Origin of the sequence: Streptomyces dioscori (assembly GCF_003024195.1) — a bacterium.
Lineage (GTDB): Bacteria > Actinomycetota > Actinomycetes > Streptomycetales > Streptomycetaceae > Streptomyces > Streptomyces dioscori.
Genome location: NZ_KZ679045.1, coordinates 35494 through 51867, shown reverse-complemented (window position 1 = coordinate 51867; position 16374 = coordinate 35494). Strand labels below are relative to the sequence as shown.

The 16374-nt window shown below is 71.8% G+C and carries 16 protein-coding genes; 6 read left to right on the top strand and 10 right to left on the bottom strand.

Going from position 1 to position 16374, the window contains the following annotated elements:
- Positions 1 to 10 precede the first annotated feature (10 nt).
- Positions 11 to 1420, bottom strand: a complete 1410-nt coding sequence (glnA, locus tag C6Y14_RS20875; RefSeq protein ID WP_107018291.1) for a type I glutamate--ammonia ligase — start codon at positions 1418 to 1420, stop codon at positions 11 to 13.
- Positions 1421 to 1619: 199 nt separating this feature from the next.
- Here glnA and C6Y14_RS20870 point away from each other — a divergent pair, with 199 nt between their 5' ends.
- Positions 1620 to 2087: an RDD family protein gene (locus C6Y14_RS20870; RefSeq protein WP_107018290.1), complete on the top strand. Its 468-nt coding sequence runs from the start codon at positions 1620 to 1622 to the stop codon at positions 2085 to 2087.
- Between the two features lie 128 nt (positions 2088 to 2215).
- On the opposite strand, the gene C6Y14_RS20865 is transcribed toward C6Y14_RS20870, so the two are convergent.
- The 4 genes from C6Y14_RS20865 to lipB all read right to left on the bottom strand — a co-directional run bounded on the left by C6Y14_RS20865 (position 2216) and on the right by lipB (position 5616).
- Positions 2216 to 2914 carry a DUF4191 domain-containing protein gene (locus C6Y14_RS20865; protein WP_107018289.1) on the bottom strand — a complete coding sequence of 233 codons (699 nt, stop codon included), beginning with the start codon at positions 2912 to 2914 and terminating at the stop codon, positions 2216 to 2218.
- A 90-nt stretch (positions 2915 to 3004) separates the two neighbouring features.
- Complete coding sequence (locus tag C6Y14_RS20860) at positions 3005 to 3205, bottom strand: SCO2195 family GlnR-regulated protein (protein ID WP_107018288.1); 201 nt, start codon at positions 3203 to 3205, stop codon at positions 3005 to 3007.
- Between the two features lie 289 nt (positions 3206 to 3494).
- Positions 3495 to 4460, bottom strand: a complete 966-nt coding sequence (lipA, locus tag C6Y14_RS20855) for a lipoyl synthase (protein WP_107018287.1) — start codon at positions 4458 to 4460, stop codon at positions 3495 to 3497.
- A gap of 358 nt (positions 4461 to 4818) precedes the next feature.
- Positions 4819 to 5616 carry a lipoyl(octanoyl) transferase LipB gene (gene lipB, locus C6Y14_RS20850; RefSeq protein ID WP_107018286.1) on the bottom strand — a complete coding sequence of 266 codons (798 nt, stop codon included), beginning with the start codon at positions 5614 to 5616 and terminating at the stop codon, positions 4819 to 4821.
- A 282-nt stretch (positions 5617 to 5898) separates the two neighbouring features.
- On the opposite strand from lipB, the gene C6Y14_RS20845 reads away from it, so the two are divergent.
- On the top strand, positions 5899 to 7380 hold the full coding sequence (locus tag C6Y14_RS20845) for a tetratricopeptide repeat protein (protein ID WP_107018285.1): 1482 nt from the start codon (positions 5899 to 5901) through the stop codon (positions 7378 to 7380).
- A 303-nt stretch (positions 7381 to 7683) separates the two neighbouring features.
- Here C6Y14_RS20845 and C6Y14_RS20840 read toward each other — a convergent pair whose 3' ends face one another.
- Complete coding sequence (locus C6Y14_RS20840) at positions 7684 to 9060, bottom strand: NAD(P)/FAD-dependent oxidoreductase (RefSeq protein ID WP_107018284.1); 1377 nt, start codon at positions 9058 to 9060, stop codon at positions 7684 to 7686.
- A gap of 194 nt (positions 9061 to 9254) precedes the next feature.
- On the bottom strand, positions 9255 to 10154 hold the full coding sequence (locus tag C6Y14_RS20835) for a TIGR01777 family oxidoreductase (RefSeq protein ID WP_107018283.1): 900 nt from the start codon (positions 10152 to 10154) through the stop codon (positions 9255 to 9257).
- A gap of 92 nt (positions 10155 to 10246) precedes the next feature.
- On the opposite strand from C6Y14_RS20835, the gene C6Y14_RS20830 reads away from it, so the two are divergent.
- Positions 10247 to 10735 carry a GNAT family N-acetyltransferase gene (locus C6Y14_RS20830; RefSeq protein WP_107018282.1) on the top strand — a complete coding sequence of 163 codons (489 nt, stop codon included), beginning with the start codon at positions 10247 to 10249 and terminating at the stop codon, positions 10733 to 10735.
- 98 nt (positions 10736 to 10833) lie between these two features.
- Here C6Y14_RS20830 and C6Y14_RS20825 read toward each other — a convergent pair whose 3' ends face one another.
- On the bottom strand, positions 10834 to 12018 hold the full coding sequence (locus tag C6Y14_RS20825) for a MarP family serine protease (RefSeq protein ID WP_107018281.1): 1185 nt from the start codon (positions 12016 to 12018) through the stop codon (positions 10834 to 10836).
- Positions 12019 to 12206: 188 nt separating this feature from the next.
- On the opposite strand from C6Y14_RS20825, the gene C6Y14_RS20820 reads away from it, so the two are divergent.
- Entirely contained in the window at positions 12207 to 13025 is an 819-nt protein-coding gene (locus C6Y14_RS20820; protein ID WP_107018280.1) for a peptidoglycan recognition protein family protein, read from the top strand.
- Positions 13026 to 13260: 235 nt separating this feature from the next.
- A complete protein-coding gene (locus C6Y14_RS20815; protein ID WP_107018279.1) occupies positions 13261 to 13500 on the top strand; it encodes a hypothetical protein in 240 nt (79 codons plus the stop codon).
- On the opposite strand, the gene C6Y14_RS20810 is transcribed toward C6Y14_RS20815, so the two are convergent.
- Positions 13450 to 13968, bottom strand: a complete 519-nt coding sequence (locus tag C6Y14_RS20810) for a DUF4240 domain-containing protein (protein WP_199854812.1) — start codon at positions 13966 to 13968, stop codon at positions 13450 to 13452. The two genes, C6Y14_RS20815 and C6Y14_RS20810, sit on opposite strands and share 51 nt — an antisense overlap.
- Before the next feature lie 122 nt (positions 13969 to 14090).
- Here C6Y14_RS20810 and C6Y14_RS20805 point away from each other — a divergent pair, with 122 nt between their 5' ends.
- Positions 14091 to 15068 carry an SDR family oxidoreductase gene (locus tag C6Y14_RS20805; RefSeq protein WP_107018277.1) on the top strand — a complete coding sequence of 326 codons (978 nt, stop codon included), beginning with the start codon at positions 14091 to 14093 and terminating at the stop codon, positions 15066 to 15068.
- Here C6Y14_RS20805 and C6Y14_RS20800 read toward each other — a convergent pair.
- Complete coding sequence (locus tag C6Y14_RS20800) at positions 15065 to 16099, bottom strand: helix-turn-helix transcriptional regulator (RefSeq protein ID WP_107018276.1); 1035 nt, start codon at positions 16097 to 16099, stop codon at positions 15065 to 15067. The genes C6Y14_RS20805 and C6Y14_RS20800 overlap by 4 nt on opposite strands.
- Positions 16100 to 16374 lie beyond the last annotated feature (275 nt).

Here is a 16374-nt window from a genome sequence, read left to right as displayed (position 1 = left end):
ACCGGCTCGATCACACGTCGTAGTACAGCTCGAACTCGTGCGGGTGCGGGCGCAGCTGCAGCGGGGCGATCTCGTTCGTGCGCTTGTAGTCGATCCACGTCTCGATGAGGTCCGACGTGAAGACGTCGCCCGCGAGCAGGAACTCGTGGTCGGCCTCAAGGCGGTCGAGGACGGCCGGGAGCGAGGTCGGGACCTGCGCGACGCCCGCGTGCTCCTCGGGCGCCAGCTCGTAGAGGTCCTTGTCGATCGGCTCGGCCGGCTCGATCTTGTTCTTGATGCCGTCGAGGCCCGCGAGGAGCAGCGCCGAGAAGGCGAGGTACGGGTTGCCGGAGGAGTCGGGCGCGCGGAACTCGACGCGCTTGGCCTTCGGGTTCGAGCCGGTGATCGGGATACGCATGGCCGCGGAGCGGTTGCGCTGCGAGTACACCAGGTTGACGGGGGCCTCGAAGCCGGGGACCAGGCGGTGGTACGAGTTCACCGTCGGGTTGGTGAAGGCCAGCAGCGACGGGGCGTGCTTGAGGATGCCGCCGATGTAGAAGCGGGCGGTGTCCGACAGGCCCGCGTAACCGGCCTCGTCGTAGAACAGCGGGTCGCCGTTGGCCCACAGCGACGAGTGGATGTGCATGCCCGAGCCGTTGTCACCGAAGATCGGCTTCGGCATGAAGGTCGCGGTCTTGCCGTTGCGCCACGACACGTTCTTCACGATGTACTTGAAGAGCTGGAGGTCGTCGGCCGCGGCGAGCAGCGTGTTGAACTTGTAGTTGATCTCGGCCTGGCCGGCCGTGCCCACCTCGTGGTGCTGGCGCTCGACCTGGAGGCCGGACTTGGCCAGCTCCAGGGAGATCTCCGCACGCAGGTCGGCGAAGTGGTCGACCGGCGGGGTCGGGAAGTAGCCGCCCTTGTAGCGGACCTTGTAGCCGCGGTTGTCCTCGATGGCACCGGTGTTCCAGGCGCCGGCCTCGGAGTCGATGTGGTAGAACGCCTCGTTCGCCTTGGTGTCGAAGCGGACGCTGTCGAACACGTAGAACTCGGCCTCGGGGCCGAAGAACGCGGTGTCGGCGATACCGGTCGACGCGAGGTACGCCTCGGCCTTCTTCGCCACGTTGCGCGGGTCACGGGAGTACTGCTCGCCCGTGATCGGGTCGTGGATGAAGAAGTTGATGTTGACCGTCTTGTCGCGGCGGAAGGAGTCGACGCGCGCGGTGGACAGGTCGGCGCGGAGCGCCATGTCGGACTCGTGGATGGCCTGGAAGCCGCGGATGGAGGAGCCGTCGAAGGCCAGTTCCTCGGTCGGGTCGAAGGCCTCCGCCGGAATCGTGAAGTGCTGCATCACACCCGGCAGGTCGCAGAAGCGGACGTCGACGAACTTGACGTCCTCGTCCTTGATGAACTTCTTGGCCTCGTCGGCGTTCTGGAACATCCAGCTCCTCCTACTCCCGCTCACTTCGGACCGGGGTGGTAGTTCGTTCGTGCGGCCAGTGCGGTGGCACACGCTGAGCCCGACCTTAAGGACGGGTGATTTCTCCAGCGTGACCCATTTGTTTCGCCCAAGTTAACCGGACGAGGTCCGGTGTACCCCACCTGTCCGCATGGCAAAACGGTCGCAGTACCGTGGACGGGTGGACAACAGGCAAGCAATCGGATCGTGGCTGTCCGGACCCCGCGCCGCCGCGGAGGACGCCGGTGCCGACTTCGGATACCGCGGAGAGCAGCTGGGCCTGCCCGAGTCGGGCCCCGGCTCCATCGGGCGCCCCGGCAGGCGCCTGGGCGCCCTCGCCGTCGACTGGGGCCTGTGCACCTTGATCGCATACGGCCTGATCACCGACGGCTACGGCCAGGCGACCGGGAACTGGACGCTGCTCGTTTTCTTCGTCGTGAGCGTGCTGACCGTGGGCACCCTCGGCTTCACACCCGGCAAGCGGCTGTTCGGCCTGCGGGTCCTGGCTCTGGAGACCGGCACGGTCAACCCGCTGCGCGCCCTGCTGCGCACGGTCCTGCTGTGCCTCGCGCTGCCGGCCCTGATCTGGGACCGCGACGGACGCGGCCTGCACGACCGCCTGGCCCGCACGGTCGAGGTCAGGATCTAGATCCGCAACCCCTGTTCGTGCGACGAGCCCGGCTTCCGTACGGAGCCGGGCTCGGGCATGAGAACGGGGCGCCCCGGAACCGTCGGTGATTCCGGAACGCCCCGTTCCAGTGGAGCTCAGGTGCGGCGCTAGCGCATCTTCCCGCCGCGCGGCATCCGCATTCCCTTGGGCATCGGGCCCTTGGGAAGCGGCATGTTGCTCATCAGGTCGCCGAGGGCACGCAGCCGGTCGTTGGTCGCGGTGACCTGCGGGCCGGTCAGTACACGCGGCAGCTTCACCATCGTCGTACGGAGCTTCTTCAGCTCGACCTGGCCCTCGCCCGTGCCGACGAGGATGTCGTGCACCGGCACGTCCGCGACGATGCGCGCCATCTTCCGCTTCTCGGCGGCCAGCAGGCTCTTCACCCGGTTCGGGTTGCCCTCGGCCACCAGCACGATGCCGGCCTTGCCGACGGCCCGGTGGACCACGTCCTGGCTGCGGTTCATCGCCACCGCCGGGGTCGTCGTCCAGCCGCGCCCGACATTGTCGAGCACCGCCGCCGCCGCGCCCGGCTGGCCCTCCATCTGGCCGAAGGCCGCCCGCTCGGCCCGGCGCCCGAAGACGATCGCCGACGCGAGGAAGGCGAGCAGGAGGCCGAGAATGCCGAGATAGATCGGGTGACCGATCCAGAAGCCGATCGCGAGGAAGACACCAAGGGTGACGATTCCGACAGCCGCGAGTACAAGACCGATCTTTTTGTCGGCCTTGCGGGTCATCTTGTAAGTCAGAGCGATCTGCTTGAGTCGCCCGGGGTTCGCAGCGTCCGCTGCGGGTTCCTTCCTCGCCATGCCGTGAAGTCTACGTGTCGGGGGAAGCGCCGACGACGGCGGTGCCCGGTCGGCCTGCGTCACGGCCCTCACGCAAAGGCGCGGGACGGCTCAGAGGTGGGTGACGAAGGACTGCTCCACGACACGCTGTGCCTCGACGCGGTCCTTGGCGCGACGGCGGTCCTCCAGGACGGACGTCCAGGCGTTGCGACGGGCGGTGCGCTGGCCACTGCTCAGGAGCAGGGACTCGACGGCACGGAGTGCATCGGTGAACGACGGGATCGCGGTGGCGCGTACGGGCGCGGCCTGCATGATGGGGGTCCCCCCTCGGGACGGCGGCTCTGGCTAAGGCTCTACGGGGTGTAAAACCAGGGTCACTGAATGGTGTTACCAGGGCGTGACCGACCGGTCAAACGCCGGTGAAGCCTTGATATGCAGGCCTGAAACCTTGACGCGGCCCTGATATGGCCCCTATCTGCGGGGACGCCCAGGACCGCGTCGTACCGGCCATTACTGACGAGTAGCCACTTGTGCGCAGGTTCACACGCTCAAGTGGCACCGCGTGCCATTCGACGGAGTCGCCGATGGCGGCCGATATGGCTCAGACGGCCTGCGAGGCGACGTACGCGCCGCGCTTCTCGATGGCCATCTGGTAGAGGCGGCCGGCCCGGTACGAGGAGCGGACCAGTGGGCCCGACATGACTCCGGAGAAGCCGATCTGGTCGGCCTCCTCCTTCAGCTCCACGAACTCGTGCGGCTTCACCCAGCGCTCGACGGGGTGGTGGCGCACGGAGGGCCGCAGGTACTGCGTGATGGTGACGAGCTCACAGCCCGCCTCGTGCAGCTGGCGCAGCGCCTCGCTGACCTCTTCGCGGGTCTCGCCCATGCCGAGGATCAGGTTCGACTTCGTGACCAGACCGTAGTCGCGGGCCTCGGTGATGACCTTCAGTGAACGCTCGTACCGGAAGCCCGGGCGGATGCGCTTGAAGATGCGCGGGACCGTCTCCACGTTGTGCGCGAAGACCTCCGGGCGGGAGGAGAAGACCTCGGCGAGCTGGGCCGGCTCGGCGTTGAAGTCCGGGGCCAGCAGCTCGACCTTGGTCCGGCCCTCGGCGCGGTCCGCGGTCTGCTGGTGGATCTGGCGGACCGTCTCCGCGTACAGCCAGGCGCCGCCGTCCTCCAGGTCGTCACGGGCCACGCCGGTGATGGTGGCGTAGTTGAGGTCCATCGTGACCACGGACTCGCCCACGCGGCGGGGCTCGTCGCGGTCCAGCGCCTCGGGCTTGCCCGTGTCGATCTGGCAGAAGTCGCAACGCCTCGTGCACTGGTCGCCGCCGATGAGGAACGTGGCCTCGCGGTCCTCCCAGCACTCGTAGATGTTGGGACAGCCCGCCTCCTGGCAGACCGTGTGCAGGCCCTCGCTCTTCACGAGGTTCTGCATCTTGGTGTATTCGGGACCCATTTTCGCCCGGGTCTTGATCCACTCGGGCTTGCGCTCGATGGGGGTCTGGGCGTTCCGGACCTCCAGGCGCAGCATCTTGCGTCCGTCGGGTGCGACTGCGGACACATCGGCTCCCTGTAGCTTCGATTCTTCGGCGTACACCAGGGTACGCCCGTTCGGTGCGTGGCCCCCGAGGAGGGGAACCTTCGGGAACGGGGGTGCATTCCCGAGGCTCGGCGGGCGCTGCCCCCGGGCCCCCGGGTCCTCATTCGCCGGACGGGCTGATGTTCTTCGGCTGCGGGCCGGTGGGGGCGTGCCCAAAGGATTGAGCAGTTCCCCGCGCCCCTGGGTGACTCGGCCGGTCCGTCGCCTCTCAGCCCGTCCGGCGTTTGAGGACGAGCGCGTAGCGCGATTACGGGGGCGAGGGGCGAAGCCCCCTGCGTGACGGGAACGGGTAGGGGCGGCGGGGGCGAGAAAAAAAGCCCTACACCCCCGCCCCCTCCACCGCCCGAGGCAGAAGCTCCGCGTTCCCCAGGACGTCCGCCAGGTGCCGCTCGGCCACGGGCAGCACATCCGAAATGGCGAGGTCCCGCCCAAGCTCGTGCGCCAGCGACGTGACCCCCGCATCCCGGATCCCACAAGGAATGATCTTGTCGAAGCTGGACACGTCGGGGTTCACGTTCAGGGCGAAGCCGTGCATGGTGACCCCCTTGGCCACCCGGATCCCCATCGCGCAGATCTTCCGGTCCTCCCGCCGCTGCCCGGCGTTGGAGGGCGCGTACTCGGGCCCGTTGAGCCGCGGGTCGAACTCCTCGTCCGCCAGCCGCGGATCGAAGTCGAGCGAGAGCCCGCCGAGCGCCGGCCGCTGATCCACCGGGTCGCCCAGGACCCAGACACCGGCCCGCCCCTCGACCCGACTGGTCTCGACGCCGAACTCCGCGCAGACCCGGATCATCGCGTCTTCGAGCCGCCGGAGGTGGGCGACGACGTCCACCGGGCGCGGCAGTTTCTGGATCGGGTAGCCGACCAGCTGCCCCGGACCGTGCCAGGTGATCTTCCCGCCCCGGTCCACGTCGACGACGGGCGTGCCGTCGAGGGGCCGTTCGTTGTCCGCCGTGCGCCGGCCGGCCGTGTAGACCGGCGGGTGCTCAAGGAGCAGACAGGTGTCGGGGATCTCGTCCTGGAAGCGGGCCGTGTGGACACGGCGCTGCTCGTCCCAGGCTTCCTGGTACTCGACGGCGTCCGCACCGAAACCCATGCGGACGAACCGCAGCTCACTCACGGCAAGCGCCTCCCTTGCAAGAGTTCGAGGGGCCGGTCAACGGTCCCGTAAGGCTCGTAACGCCCCACGCCACTGTACGTCCGGTCGGCGCGCGTCAGCCCTGAGGGCAATCCTCACACGATCGGATGAATGAACGTCGAAATGTGCGATCGCTTGCTTACAGACCGCTACATTCGCGCCGTTCACGAGGCAAATAAGGGCTGCTCAAGGCATGGCGGCCGACCTCGCCCCGGGCCTGCCCGCGCAGGCCCCCAGCCCGGAAGGCAGGAGTTCGCACCGCAGATGACGGAACGACCCGCGCAGCGCACCCCCAACCGTCAGCTCGCCGCACTTATCGCAGAAGCGGGGTTCTCCAACGCGGGGCTCGCCCGTCGAGTGGACCAGCTCGGCCTCGAACACGGTCTCGATCTGAGATACGACAAGACATCCGTCACCCGCTGGCTGCGAGGACAGCAGCCCCGGGGCACCACACCGGCCCTGATCGCCGAGGTGTTCACCCGCCGCCTCGGCCGCCGGCTCAGCGCACAGGACCTCGGACTCGACGCGTGCGCACCCGTCTACGCGGGTCTTGAGTTCGCCGCCACACCGGAGGAGGCCGTCGACATCGTCGGCGGGCTCTGGCGCAAGGACTCGGGAAGCCATGCCGAGCTGCGCAAGATCGCGTTCACTCCGGCGGGGCTCGTCGTGCCCAGCCGGGACTGGCTGATCGGCCGGGCCGACGACCGGGTGAGCCGCGGTGACCCCGGTGCGGCGCGGATCCCCGTACAGGGCGGCCGACCGGTTTCCGTCAAGCCGCTGGCCGTGCCGGAACAGGTCAGGCCGCCGTTCCGGCAGCGTGCGGGGACCGAGCGCGGGCCCGGCCAGCGGGTCACCGCGGGCGACATCGCGGCCCTGCGCTCGGTCGGCGAGCTGTTCCGCTCGCTCGACAACGCGTACGGCGGGGGGCACGCCCGGCAGGCCCTCGTGCGGTACCTGGAGCACGAACTGGAGCCGATGCTGCGCGGCACGTACGGGGAGCAGACAGGGCGCCGGCTGTTCGCCGCGGCGGCCGATCTGACCCGGCTGGCGGGCTGGACCTCGTACGACATCGCCGCGCACGGGCTCGCGCAGCGGTACTTCGTGCAGGCGCTGCGCCTGTCGCAGGCGGCGGCGGACCGGGCGTACGGGTCCTACGTGCTCGTCACCATGAGCCGGCAGGCCGTCTACCTCGGGCACGGACGCGAGGCGGTGCAGCTGGCCCGGGTCGCGCAGCAGGGCGTGGGCTCGTCCGCGCCACCCGTCGTCCAGGCGCTGCTGTACGCGGTCGAGGCGCGCGGGCACGGCGTGCTCGGCGAGGTACGGGCGGCCACGGCCTCGCTCGTACGGGCCGAGCGGGCACTGGAGATCGCCCGGCCGGGGGACGAAGTCCCCTACTGGGCGCGGTTCTTCGACGATGCGCAGCTCGCGGACGAGTTCGGGCACTGCCACCGGGATCTGCAGCAGTACCGGGCGGCGGCTCAGCACGCCGAGCGGTCGCTGCAGTTGCGCGCGCCCGGGTATGCGCGCAGCCGGCTCTTCTGCCGGGTGGTGCTCGCTTCGGCGCGGCTCGGACTGGGGGAGCTCGACCAGGCGTGCCAGCTGGGGGCCGAGGCGGCTACGCAGGCGTCCGAGATGCGCTCGGTCCGGGCGCTGGAGTATGTGCGGGACTTCGAACGGCGGCTGGAGCCGTATCGCGACGCGGCGCCGGTGAGGGGGTACCGCGACAAGGTCGCTGCGCTGGGCTGAGCGTGGCTCCGGGGTCGCGGTTCGGCTGCGGGCCGGCGGGGGCGGGTCGCGCCGTTCCCCGCGCCCCTGAAGGGCGCTGGTGCGGCCGGCCGCGATTCGCCTGCGGCCCGGTGGGGGCTTGTCGCGCAGTTCCCCGCGCCCCTGCAAGGGGCCCTCGTCGCTGATGGGAGTGGAGGTCCCGCCCCGCGTCGGGGCCTCCACTCCGGCTTGGCGAAGGGGTGTTGTCTTTAGGGGCGCGGGGAACTGCGCGGTCAACCCCCGCCGGCCCGCAGCCGAGTCACGACCCGCCCCCCCCGGCAAGGGCTACGCGGCCGTAGGTGTCGGTAATGGGGCGGCCACCGCCGACCCCGTCGCCGCGGCGCCCAAGTCCGAGAGCACGGCCCGCGCCACCCGCCGCCCCGAGTGCAGAGCACCCTGCACCGTGCTCGTGTCCCGGTGGTCGCCGCACACGTACAGACCCGCCAGCAGCCGCACAGGACGGCGCAGATCGTGCGGCGGCGCCATCGCCGGGACGGCGTCGGGCGTGTGGTGGACCGCCAGCAGCTCCCAGCGGTGCGTGGCGGTGCCGTAGAGGGCCGCCAGCTGCGCCCGTACCGCACGGTCCGTGTCCGCGGTCGGTGCGCCCAGCACCGTCGACGAGATCAGCGCACGGCCCACGGGCGCCCGCGACGGATCGACCTGACTGATCACCGCCGTGTGGGCCACAGGCCCCCGCCGGTCCGCGTCCAGGAGCAGCGCCGCGTCCGTCAGGGGCGGCTCGTCCGCCGTGTGGTGCACCACCGTCACCGGATGGCACGGCGGCACCCGCAGTCCGGGCAGCAGCTCCGCCGCGGCGCGGGCCCCGGTCGCCACCAGGACGGCCCGGCAGCGGAGTTCACCGTGCTCGGCCGTCGTCACGGACGTCGTCGAGACGGAGGTGGCCCGCACTCCGGTACGGACCGTCCCCGGCGGCAGGGTCGCGGCGAGCAGCTCCGGCAGGGTGTCGGCCCCGCCCTCCGGCAGGCACAGCCGCCCGGAGGCGAAGGTCCGGAGGGCGAGGTCGGCGCACCGGCTGGACGTCGTCAGGTCCGGGTCGCAGAGCAGCGCCGCCAGGAGGGGGCGCAGAAAACCCTCGACCGTTCGCGCCGGCATGCCACGCGCCGCGAGCGCCTGCCCGGCGGGCCGCTCGGGCCGGGCCAGCAGCCGCTCCACGGGAACCGTCGCGATCCGGCCGAGGGCCGCGGCCAGCCGGGCCTGGTCGAGTGCGCCCCCGAGCGGGGGGTACGCCCGCGACATGGGCGGCGCGGCGGCGGGGGCGAGCTGCCGGAGCCTGCGAGGGGGGCTCACAAAGGCGCGCGCCGCGTCGAGTGCGCCCCTTGCGCCCCCGGCGCTCGCGGGCTCGCCCGCCCGGTGCACACGCCCCTCGGCGTGGACGAGGACACCGGCGGCGAACGGGCGCAGGACGAGGGCGTCCAGGCCGGGCGTCAGCCGCAGTTCGGGGTACGACGTGAAGAGGAGCCGTCCGACGCGGTCGAGACGGAAACCGTCGATCTTCTCGGTCGCCATCCGGCCGCCCACCTGAGGGGCGGCCTCCAGGACGACGGTCGACACACCTGCGCTGTTCAGCCGTTGGGCGGCCGAGAGTCCCGCGACCCCGGCCCCCACGATGACGACGTCCGCCTGGCAAGCGGGCTCAAGCACGTGCCCCTCCTAGAGGTCGCGCGGCTGCTTGGAGGCGTCCCGCCCCCAACGGGTATCCGGAATACCCGACTTCGGGACGAGCGTAGGGCCGCGACCGGCCGGAGGAACTCGCGCATGAACAGGGCACGGTCGCACGCCGGTCGCATGCGGTCGGCGTGCACGCCTGGGGAGCGGGCCCGGGTGCTGGGCCGTACCTAGCTCTGAGCCGCCCTGATGGCCTCCTCGATGCCCGGGAAGGCGAAGGTGAAGCCCGACTCCAGCAGGCGGGTGGGAAGGACGTGCTGGCTGCCCAGCACCTCCGAGGCCATCTCGCCGAGCGCGGCCTTCAGGACGGGCGCGGGCACCGAGAACAGTGTGGGGCGGTGCAGGACGCGCCCCATGGCGGCCGTGATCTCGCCGTTGGTGAGCGGTTCCGGAGCCGTCAGGTTGAAGGGCCCGGACAGCGCCTCGGAATCGATCAGGAAGCGCAGCGCGGCCACGTGGTCGTGCAGTGCGATATAGCTCCAGTACTGCCGACCGTCGCCCATCTTCCCGCCGAGCCCCGCCTTGAAGAGCGGGAACAGCCGCCCCCAGGCACCGCCCTTGGGGGCCACCACCAGTCCGGTGCGGGCGAAGACGGTCCGTACGCCCGCCTCCTGCGCGGGCGCCGCCGCCGCCTCCCACTCCACGCACAGCGAGGGCAGGAACCCGTCCCCGGGCGGCGCGCTCTCGTCCACGGCCCGCGTGCCGGTGTCCCCGTAGAAGCCCATGGCGCTGCCGTTGAGGAAGACCCGCGGCGGCCGTTCGAGGGTGGCGGCGGCCTCCGCGAGGGTGGCTGTGCCGAGGAGCCGGCTCTCACGGATCGTCCGCTTGTACGCGTCCGACCAGCGGCGGTCGGCGATCCCGGCGCCCGCGAGGTTCACGACGGCGTCGCAGCCGGTCAGGCCCACGGCGTCCACGTAACCGCGCTCGGGGTCCCACTCGACCTCGTCGTCCGACCGGGGCGTACGGCGTACCAGCCGCACCACCTCGTGCCCGTCGGCGGTCAGTGAGCGCACCAGGGCCGTACCGATGAGGCCGGACGCGCCGGCCACGGCGATTCGCGAAGCTTCCATGACCCCATCCTGCGCCAGTCTCCCCGGGAGCACCGCGCCGAGGGGCCCGCGGCCGGGGCGGCGCCCGGCGCGCCCGCTCTACAGTGACGTCCATGCCCGAGCCGTACATACGCACCGCGGTGCCCGAGGACGAAGAGGCGCTGGGCCGTCTCGACCGTGCCGTCTGGTCCTACCGGCACGCGGTCAGACCGCGGGAGCAACCGCCGTACGAGCCGTTCTTCGACGACCGCTTCGGGCCCCGCGACCACCTGGTCGCCGAGCTGGGCGGACGGCTCGCCGGCTACGTACGGCTCGGATTCCCCACCCCGCTCGCCTCCAACGCGCACGTACGGCAGATCCAGGGCCTCGCCGTCGCCGACGAGGTCCGCGGCAACGGAGTGGGCCGGGCGCTGGTCCGCGCCGCCGTCGAGGAGGCCCGCCGCCAGGGCGCACGCCGGATCACGCTGCGCGTCCTCGGCCACAACACGCCCGCGCGCAGGCTGTACGAGTCGGAGGGCTTCGCGGTCGAGGGCATCCAGCCGGAGGAGTTCCGGCTGGCGGGCGAGTACGTGGACGACGTACTCATGGGCCGCAGGCTCTGACCGGCCCGCGGGACGGCAATGCGGCCGACGGGACGGCAGCCCGGCCGACCGGGACGGTCACCCGGCCCACCGGAACGGTCACCCGCTCGGGGCGTAGGTCACGACGTCACGAGATCCCCCGTGTCCACCGGTGTCGACGCCTTCGCCGCCCGCGCCGCGTCCTCCGCGACCTCGTCGGCCGTCAGTACGTAACCCGTCTCGGCGTCGCTCGTGGAGCGGGCGAAGACCACGCCGTAGACCTTGCCGTCGGTGGTCAGCAGGGGGCCGCCGGAGTTGCCGGGGCGGACCGTGGAGCGGATCGAATAGATCTCGCGGTTGACCACCTCGGAGCCGTAGATGTTCCGCCCCTGGGCGTTGATCTTGTTCGCGACCGTGGCCGCCTGGAGGTCGAGCCCGCCGTCCTGCGGGTAGCCCGCGACCACGGCCGCGTCGTCGCGCTTCGCAGTCGTGTCGAAGGACAGCACGGGAGCCTTGAGCCCCGGCACGTCCAGCACGGCCACGTCCTTCTGCGGGTCGAAGAGGACGACCTTCGCCTCGTACGCCCGGCCCGTGCCGCCCACCCGCACGGTCGGGTCGTCGATGCCCGCCACCACGTGCGCGTTGGTCATCACGTGCTCCGGGGCGAACACGAAGCCGCTGCCCTCGCGGCCCTGTGTGCCGACGGCGCCCTCGACCTTCACCGTGGAGCGCTGGGAGGCCCGCGTGGCGGCGGCCGTGACGCTGTCCCCGGAGGGCTTGGCGACCGAGGCCGTCGGCTCGTTCTCGAAGGGGTTGAAGACCTGCGGGAAACCGGCCTCCGTGAGCGCCGAGGTGGCCCGGGAGAACCATGCCGGGGTCGTCTCCGGCATCGTGTCCTGCACCGCGCCGAGCAGTGCGGAGTCCCGGATCGAGGACGTGACGACGGGCGAGGCCGACGCGCCGAGCACGCTCGCGGCCACCCACGCCACGAGCAGCACGGAGACCGTGTTCGCCGCGGCGCCGCCCACCCCGTCGACCACACGCAGGGGCCCCTGGTCCAGCTCGCGGCGCAGCTTCAGCCCCAGCCGCCCCGCCAGTTCGTGGCCCACCGCGGCGGGCAGCAGCACGGTGAGTACCGCCGTGACCGTCGCCGTCGTGGTCCCCGCCTCCACCAGGTCCATCACCCAGGGCAGCACCCATACACCGATGACGGCACCGCCCACGAAACCGGCCAGCGAGACACAGCCCGCGACCAGTCCGCGCCGGTAGCCGGACGCCGCGTAGCCGAGAATGACCAGCAACAGCAGGATGTCGAGCAGGTCCACGGAGCTCCCTTTCTCTTGGGCCCCCTAATACGCGCCGGGCGGGCCCAGTGATCAGGTACGCGCGTGGGGGACCGGCCGGCCGGCACACGTGCGTGGACCTGTAGAAACGTCCCGGACCGGGGCGTTGGTTCCACCGGGTGGCACACCACACATCGCGGACCCTCCCGGCGTCCCGGAGAGTGGGTCGCATGTGCGCCCACCGGAGCCCGCTCACGGCCCGCGTACCCCGCCTGCCGCGCGTCGTGCCGGACCGGCTGCCCCGGTCCGCGCGCGCCGTGCTGGCCTGCGTGCCCGGCCTCGCGGCCGTCGCCGCGCTGGTGCTCTGCGCCGTGGGCGTCGACCGGACGCCGGGCGGCGGCGAGCGGGACGTCGCGGCCCGCGCCTCCGTCGGGCACCGGGCCCCGAAGCCGCCCATCGTGCCGAGGGAACGCTGGCTGGGCGACGCCGCGTCCACCCAGCCGCCGACCCGGTACGCCGACCGGGTGTCCGCCGTCTTCGTGCACCACACCGACTCGCCCAACGGCTACGACTGCGCCGACGCGCCCCGCATCATCCAGTACCTGTACACGGGGCAGGCCGGGGTCCGGCACTGGGACGACATCGGCTACAACTTCCTCGTCGACCGCTGCGGCACCGTGTACGAGGGGCGGGCGGGTGGCGTCGAGCGGGCCGTCGTCGGCGCCCACACCCAGGGCTTCAACGTGGGTACGACGGGCATCGCGGCACTCGGTACGTTCACCGCGGGCGTGCCCGTTCCCCGGGCGATGACCGACGCCATCGCGGCCGTGGCCGCCTGGAAGCTGGGGCTCACGGGGGTCGACCCGCGGGCGCCCGTGCGGCTCGTGTCGACGAACAGTCTGAGCAAGTACCGGGCGGGTACGCGGGGCACGTTCACGGCGGTGTCAGGGCACACGGACGGGTACTGGACCGCGTGCCCGGGGGCCGCGCTCATGGCCCGTCTGCCCGCGATCCGGCAGGAGGCCGCACGGTTGCAGGGGCGGCGCTGAGGCGTCCCGCCGGGGGTGCGGTGTTTCGGCTGCGGGCCCGGTGGGGGCTGGTCGCGCAGTTCCCCGCGCCCCTTCAGGGCGCCGGCGTGCCGCGCGCCTCTTCGGGGCGCCAGTGTGCCGCCGGGCGCCTTTTCGGGGCGTCGGCGTTCCTCACAGGTCGTGCACAGCGGGGTCATCGATCACCCCGAGGCACGCCTTCTAGCGTCGGGGTACGCACTGACCGGAGGTGGGGATCATGGACCGTCGTACGAGTACGAGCAGTCGCGAGGGGCAGGCCGGGCGGACGTCTCTCTGGGGGCGGGTCGCACGCAGTCCCTGGACCGTCGCCTGCGTGGTGGCCGCGGTCGTGGTGGGTCCCTCCGCCGCCACCGCGTCCGCCCTGGACCGGGCCAACGCCGCGCCCCCGCACAGCTCCCCGCGGGCGTCAGTCCGCGAAGCGGTCCCACAGCTGGGGCAGGCGTTCCTCAAGGAGTGAGTGGTTCTCCAGGTCGAGCGGGGTGCCCAGCGGCTCCGGAGGGGCCGCCGGGATCCCCAGGTCGGGGGCGACCGCGCCGGTGAGCTGCTCGTACGCCTCGTCCGCCGCGTACCCCAGCTCCTCGGCGTCCCCGTCGACCTCGTCGTCGAAGTCGCCGAGCAGGTCGGCCAGTTTGTCCGGGTCGTGCACGGCACCCTCGTACGTCTCCCGGCCCTGGCCGATCAGCCAGCAGCGGAAGAAGTCGAAGGCGTCGTCACTGGCCCCGTCGAGCAGGATCCAGGCCGCGCCCCACAGGTCCCAGGTGTACGCGCGGTTGTAGCGGGCCTCGAAGTGACGGGCGAAGTCGAGGACCATCTCGGGGTCGAGCCGGAGCAGCCGTTCGACGAGCAGGTCGGCCTGCTCCTCGGGGTCGCCCTCGGCGGCCTCGCGGGTCGCGTCCACCAGCTCCCAGAACTCCGTCTCGTCCATCACGGGACAAGCATCGGGCCTGTACCCGGCCCGCGCACCCGGGGACAGGCGGATCGTTATGCGCGCACATGCCGCCGGAAAATCCGACAGCAGGTGTCGGCATTCGGCGCGATGCTCGGCACATGGAGAGAGCAGAGCAGGCTTCAGGACAGAACGCGGGACCGCTCGACGGCAGGATCGCGCTGGTCGCGGGTGCCACGCGCGGTGCCGGCCGGGCCATGGCGGTCGAACTGGGGCGCGCGGGGGCCACGGTGTACGTGACCGGACGCACGACCCGCGATCAGGTCAGCGAGGTCGGCCGGACCACCGAGACGATCGAGGGGACGGCCGGACTGGTCGACGAGGCCGCCCGCGCCGCAGGTGGCGCGGGGCGTGGGATCGCCGTACCCACGGACCACCTGGAACCGGAGCAGGTACGCGCCCTGGTCGAGCGCATCGACCAGGAGCAGGGGCGCCTCGACATCCTCGTCAACGACATCTGGGGCGGCGACGTCCACCTCGACTTCACGGTCGAGAAGCAGCCCGACATGTGGGACATGGATCTCGGCAAGGGGCTGCGGATCATGCGCCTGGGCATCGAGTCGCACCTCGTGACCAGTCACATCGCGGCGCCCCTGCTGATCCGTAACCCCGGCGGGCTGCTCGTCGAGGTCACGGACGGCACCGAGGAGTACAACCGGCGCTACCGCAAACCGCTGTTCTACGACCTCGCCAAGACGGCCCCGATCCGGATGGCGTACGACCTTGGGGAGGAACTGAAGGAGTACGGCTGTACGGCGGTCTGCGTCACCCCGGGCTGGCTGCGCTCCGAGGCGATGCTCGACACCGCGTTCAAGGTCACCGAGGAGAACTGGCGGGACGCCTGCGAGCAGGCACCGCACTTCGCGATCTCCGAGTCGCCCACGTACATCGGGCGGGCCCTGGTCGCCCTCGCCGCCGACCCTGACGTGGCCCGCTGGAACGGGCAGTCGCTGTCCAGCGGCGGGCTCGCCCAGGAGTACGGCTTCACCGACGTCGACGGCTCGGCGCCCGACGCGTGGCGCTATCTGCTGGAGGTGGAGTCGCAGGGCAAGCCGGCGGACGTGACGGGCTACCGCTAGCCGTCGTTCTCCCGGCCCGGGTCGCCGTAGTACGCGGCGATCCGGGCCGCGGCGTCGGAGAAACGTTTCCTTAGCTCGGTCGGCTCCAGTACCTCCGCCTCCGGGCCGAGGGACAGGAACTGCGTGTACGCGACGTCGTACGACTCGACCGGCAGCGTGAGCGTCACCCGCCCCTCGCCGTCGGGCGGGCCCGCCGCGTCCAGGGCCTCCTGGGCCGAGAGCGGATCCACGGTGTGTCTGAGCCGCCGCGCACCCGCCTCCGTGAGGCGCACCACGACGGTCGCCCGCAGGAGCGAGCGGGCGAACCGCTCGGCGTGGTCGGCCCAGAAGCCGGGCAGGTCGAAGGTCCCGTCGCGCTCGAAGCGGTCGCCTGCCGGTTCGGCGGAGGTGAACCGTTCGATGCGGTAGACCCGGAAGGGGCCGGGTTTCTGCTCCGGTACGTGCTCCGGTGCGTGCTCCGGCCCGCCGGCCACCCTGGCGCACACGTACCAGACACCGGCCTTGAGGACGAGCCCGTACGGCTCCAGCTCACGCTCGATGTCCGTGTCCTCGCGGCGGTACCGCGCGGTGATCCGGCGGTCGTCCCAGACCGCTTCCGCGATCGCGGGGAGCAGTTCGGGGGTCTTCGGCTCGGCGAACCACGCGGGGGCGTCCAGGTGGAAGCGCTGGGCCGCGGTGCGGGAGGCGTCCTTGAGGGAGGGCAGCAGGGCGGCGGACACCTTCAGGAGGGCGGCGGAGGAGGCGTCCTCCAGGCCCATCTCGCGCAGGGCGCCGGGTACGCCGGAGAGGAACAGGGCCTCGGCCTCACTGCGGGCGAGGCCTGTCAGCCGGGTCCGGTAGCCGCCGACGAGCCGGTATCCGCCGGTGCGGCCGCGGTCGGCGTACACCGGGACGCCGGCCTCCGACAGTGCTTGCGCGTCCCGCGTGATCGTCCGCTCGGACACTTCCAGCTCGCGCGCCAGCTCGGCGGCGGTCATGGAGGGCCGGGACTGCAGAAGCAGCACCATCTTGATGAGCCGGGCAGCGCGCATGCCCCCCATGATGCCGGTGGCTCCGCCGGTGCGGTGAGTGGGGTGGGTACGCGTTCGCCTGCGGCGGGCCGGGGGGTGGGGGTGCAGGGTCGGGTGCGACCTCGTCGTGGCTGGCCGCGCAGTTCCCCGCGCCCCTAAAGACGGGCCGGTGGGTGGGTGCGGCGCCGTCGTGGTTGCTCGCGCAGTTCCCCGCGCCCCTGAAAAGCGGGGCTGCGCCCCTGCCTTTCGCCTTTGGGGGCGCGGGGAACTGCGCGGGTCACCCCCACCCTCCCGCA

Coding starts and splice junctions, on each gene's coding strand:
- C6Y14_RS20835 (WP_107018283.1), bottom strand. CDS start 10,154: ATGGAAGCTTCGCGAATCGCCGTGGCCGGCGCGTCCGGCCTCATCGGT.
- C6Y14_RS20810 (WP_199854812.1), bottom strand. CDS start 13,968: ATGGACGAGACGGAGTTCTGGGAGCTGGTGGACGCGACCCGCGAGGCC.
- C6Y14_RS20845 (WP_107018285.1), top strand. CDS start 5,899: ATGACGGAACGACCCGCGCAGCGCACCCCCAACCGTCAGCTCGCCGCA.
- C6Y14_RS20830 (WP_107018282.1), top strand. CDS start 10,247: ATGCCCGAGCCGTACATACGCACCGCGGTGCCCGAGGACGAAGAGGCG.
- glnA (WP_107018291.1), bottom strand. CDS start 1,420: ATGTTCCAGAACGCCGACGAGGCCAAGAAGTTCATCAAGGACGAGGAC.
- C6Y14_RS20815 (WP_107018279.1), top strand. CDS start 13,261: ATGGACCGTCGTACGAGTACGAGCAGTCGCGAGGGGCAGGCCGGGCGG.
- C6Y14_RS20860 (WP_107018288.1), bottom strand. CDS start 3,205: ATGCAGGCCGCGCCCGTACGCGCCACCGCGATCCCGTCGTTCACCGAT.
- C6Y14_RS20865 (WP_107018289.1), bottom strand. CDS start 2,914: ATGGCGAGGAAGGAACCCGCAGCGGACGCTGCGAACCCCGGGCGACTC.
- C6Y14_RS20805 (WP_107018277.1), top strand. CDS start 14,091: ATGGAGAGAGCAGAGCAGGCTTCAGGACAGAACGCGGGACCGCTCGAC.
- C6Y14_RS20800 (WP_107018276.1), bottom strand. CDS start 16,099: ATGCGCGCTGCCCGGCTCATCAAGATGGTGCTGCTTCTGCAGTCCCGG.
- C6Y14_RS20820 (WP_107018280.1), top strand. CDS start 12,207: ATGTGCGCCCACCGGAGCCCGCTCACGGCCCGCGTACCCCGCCTGCCG.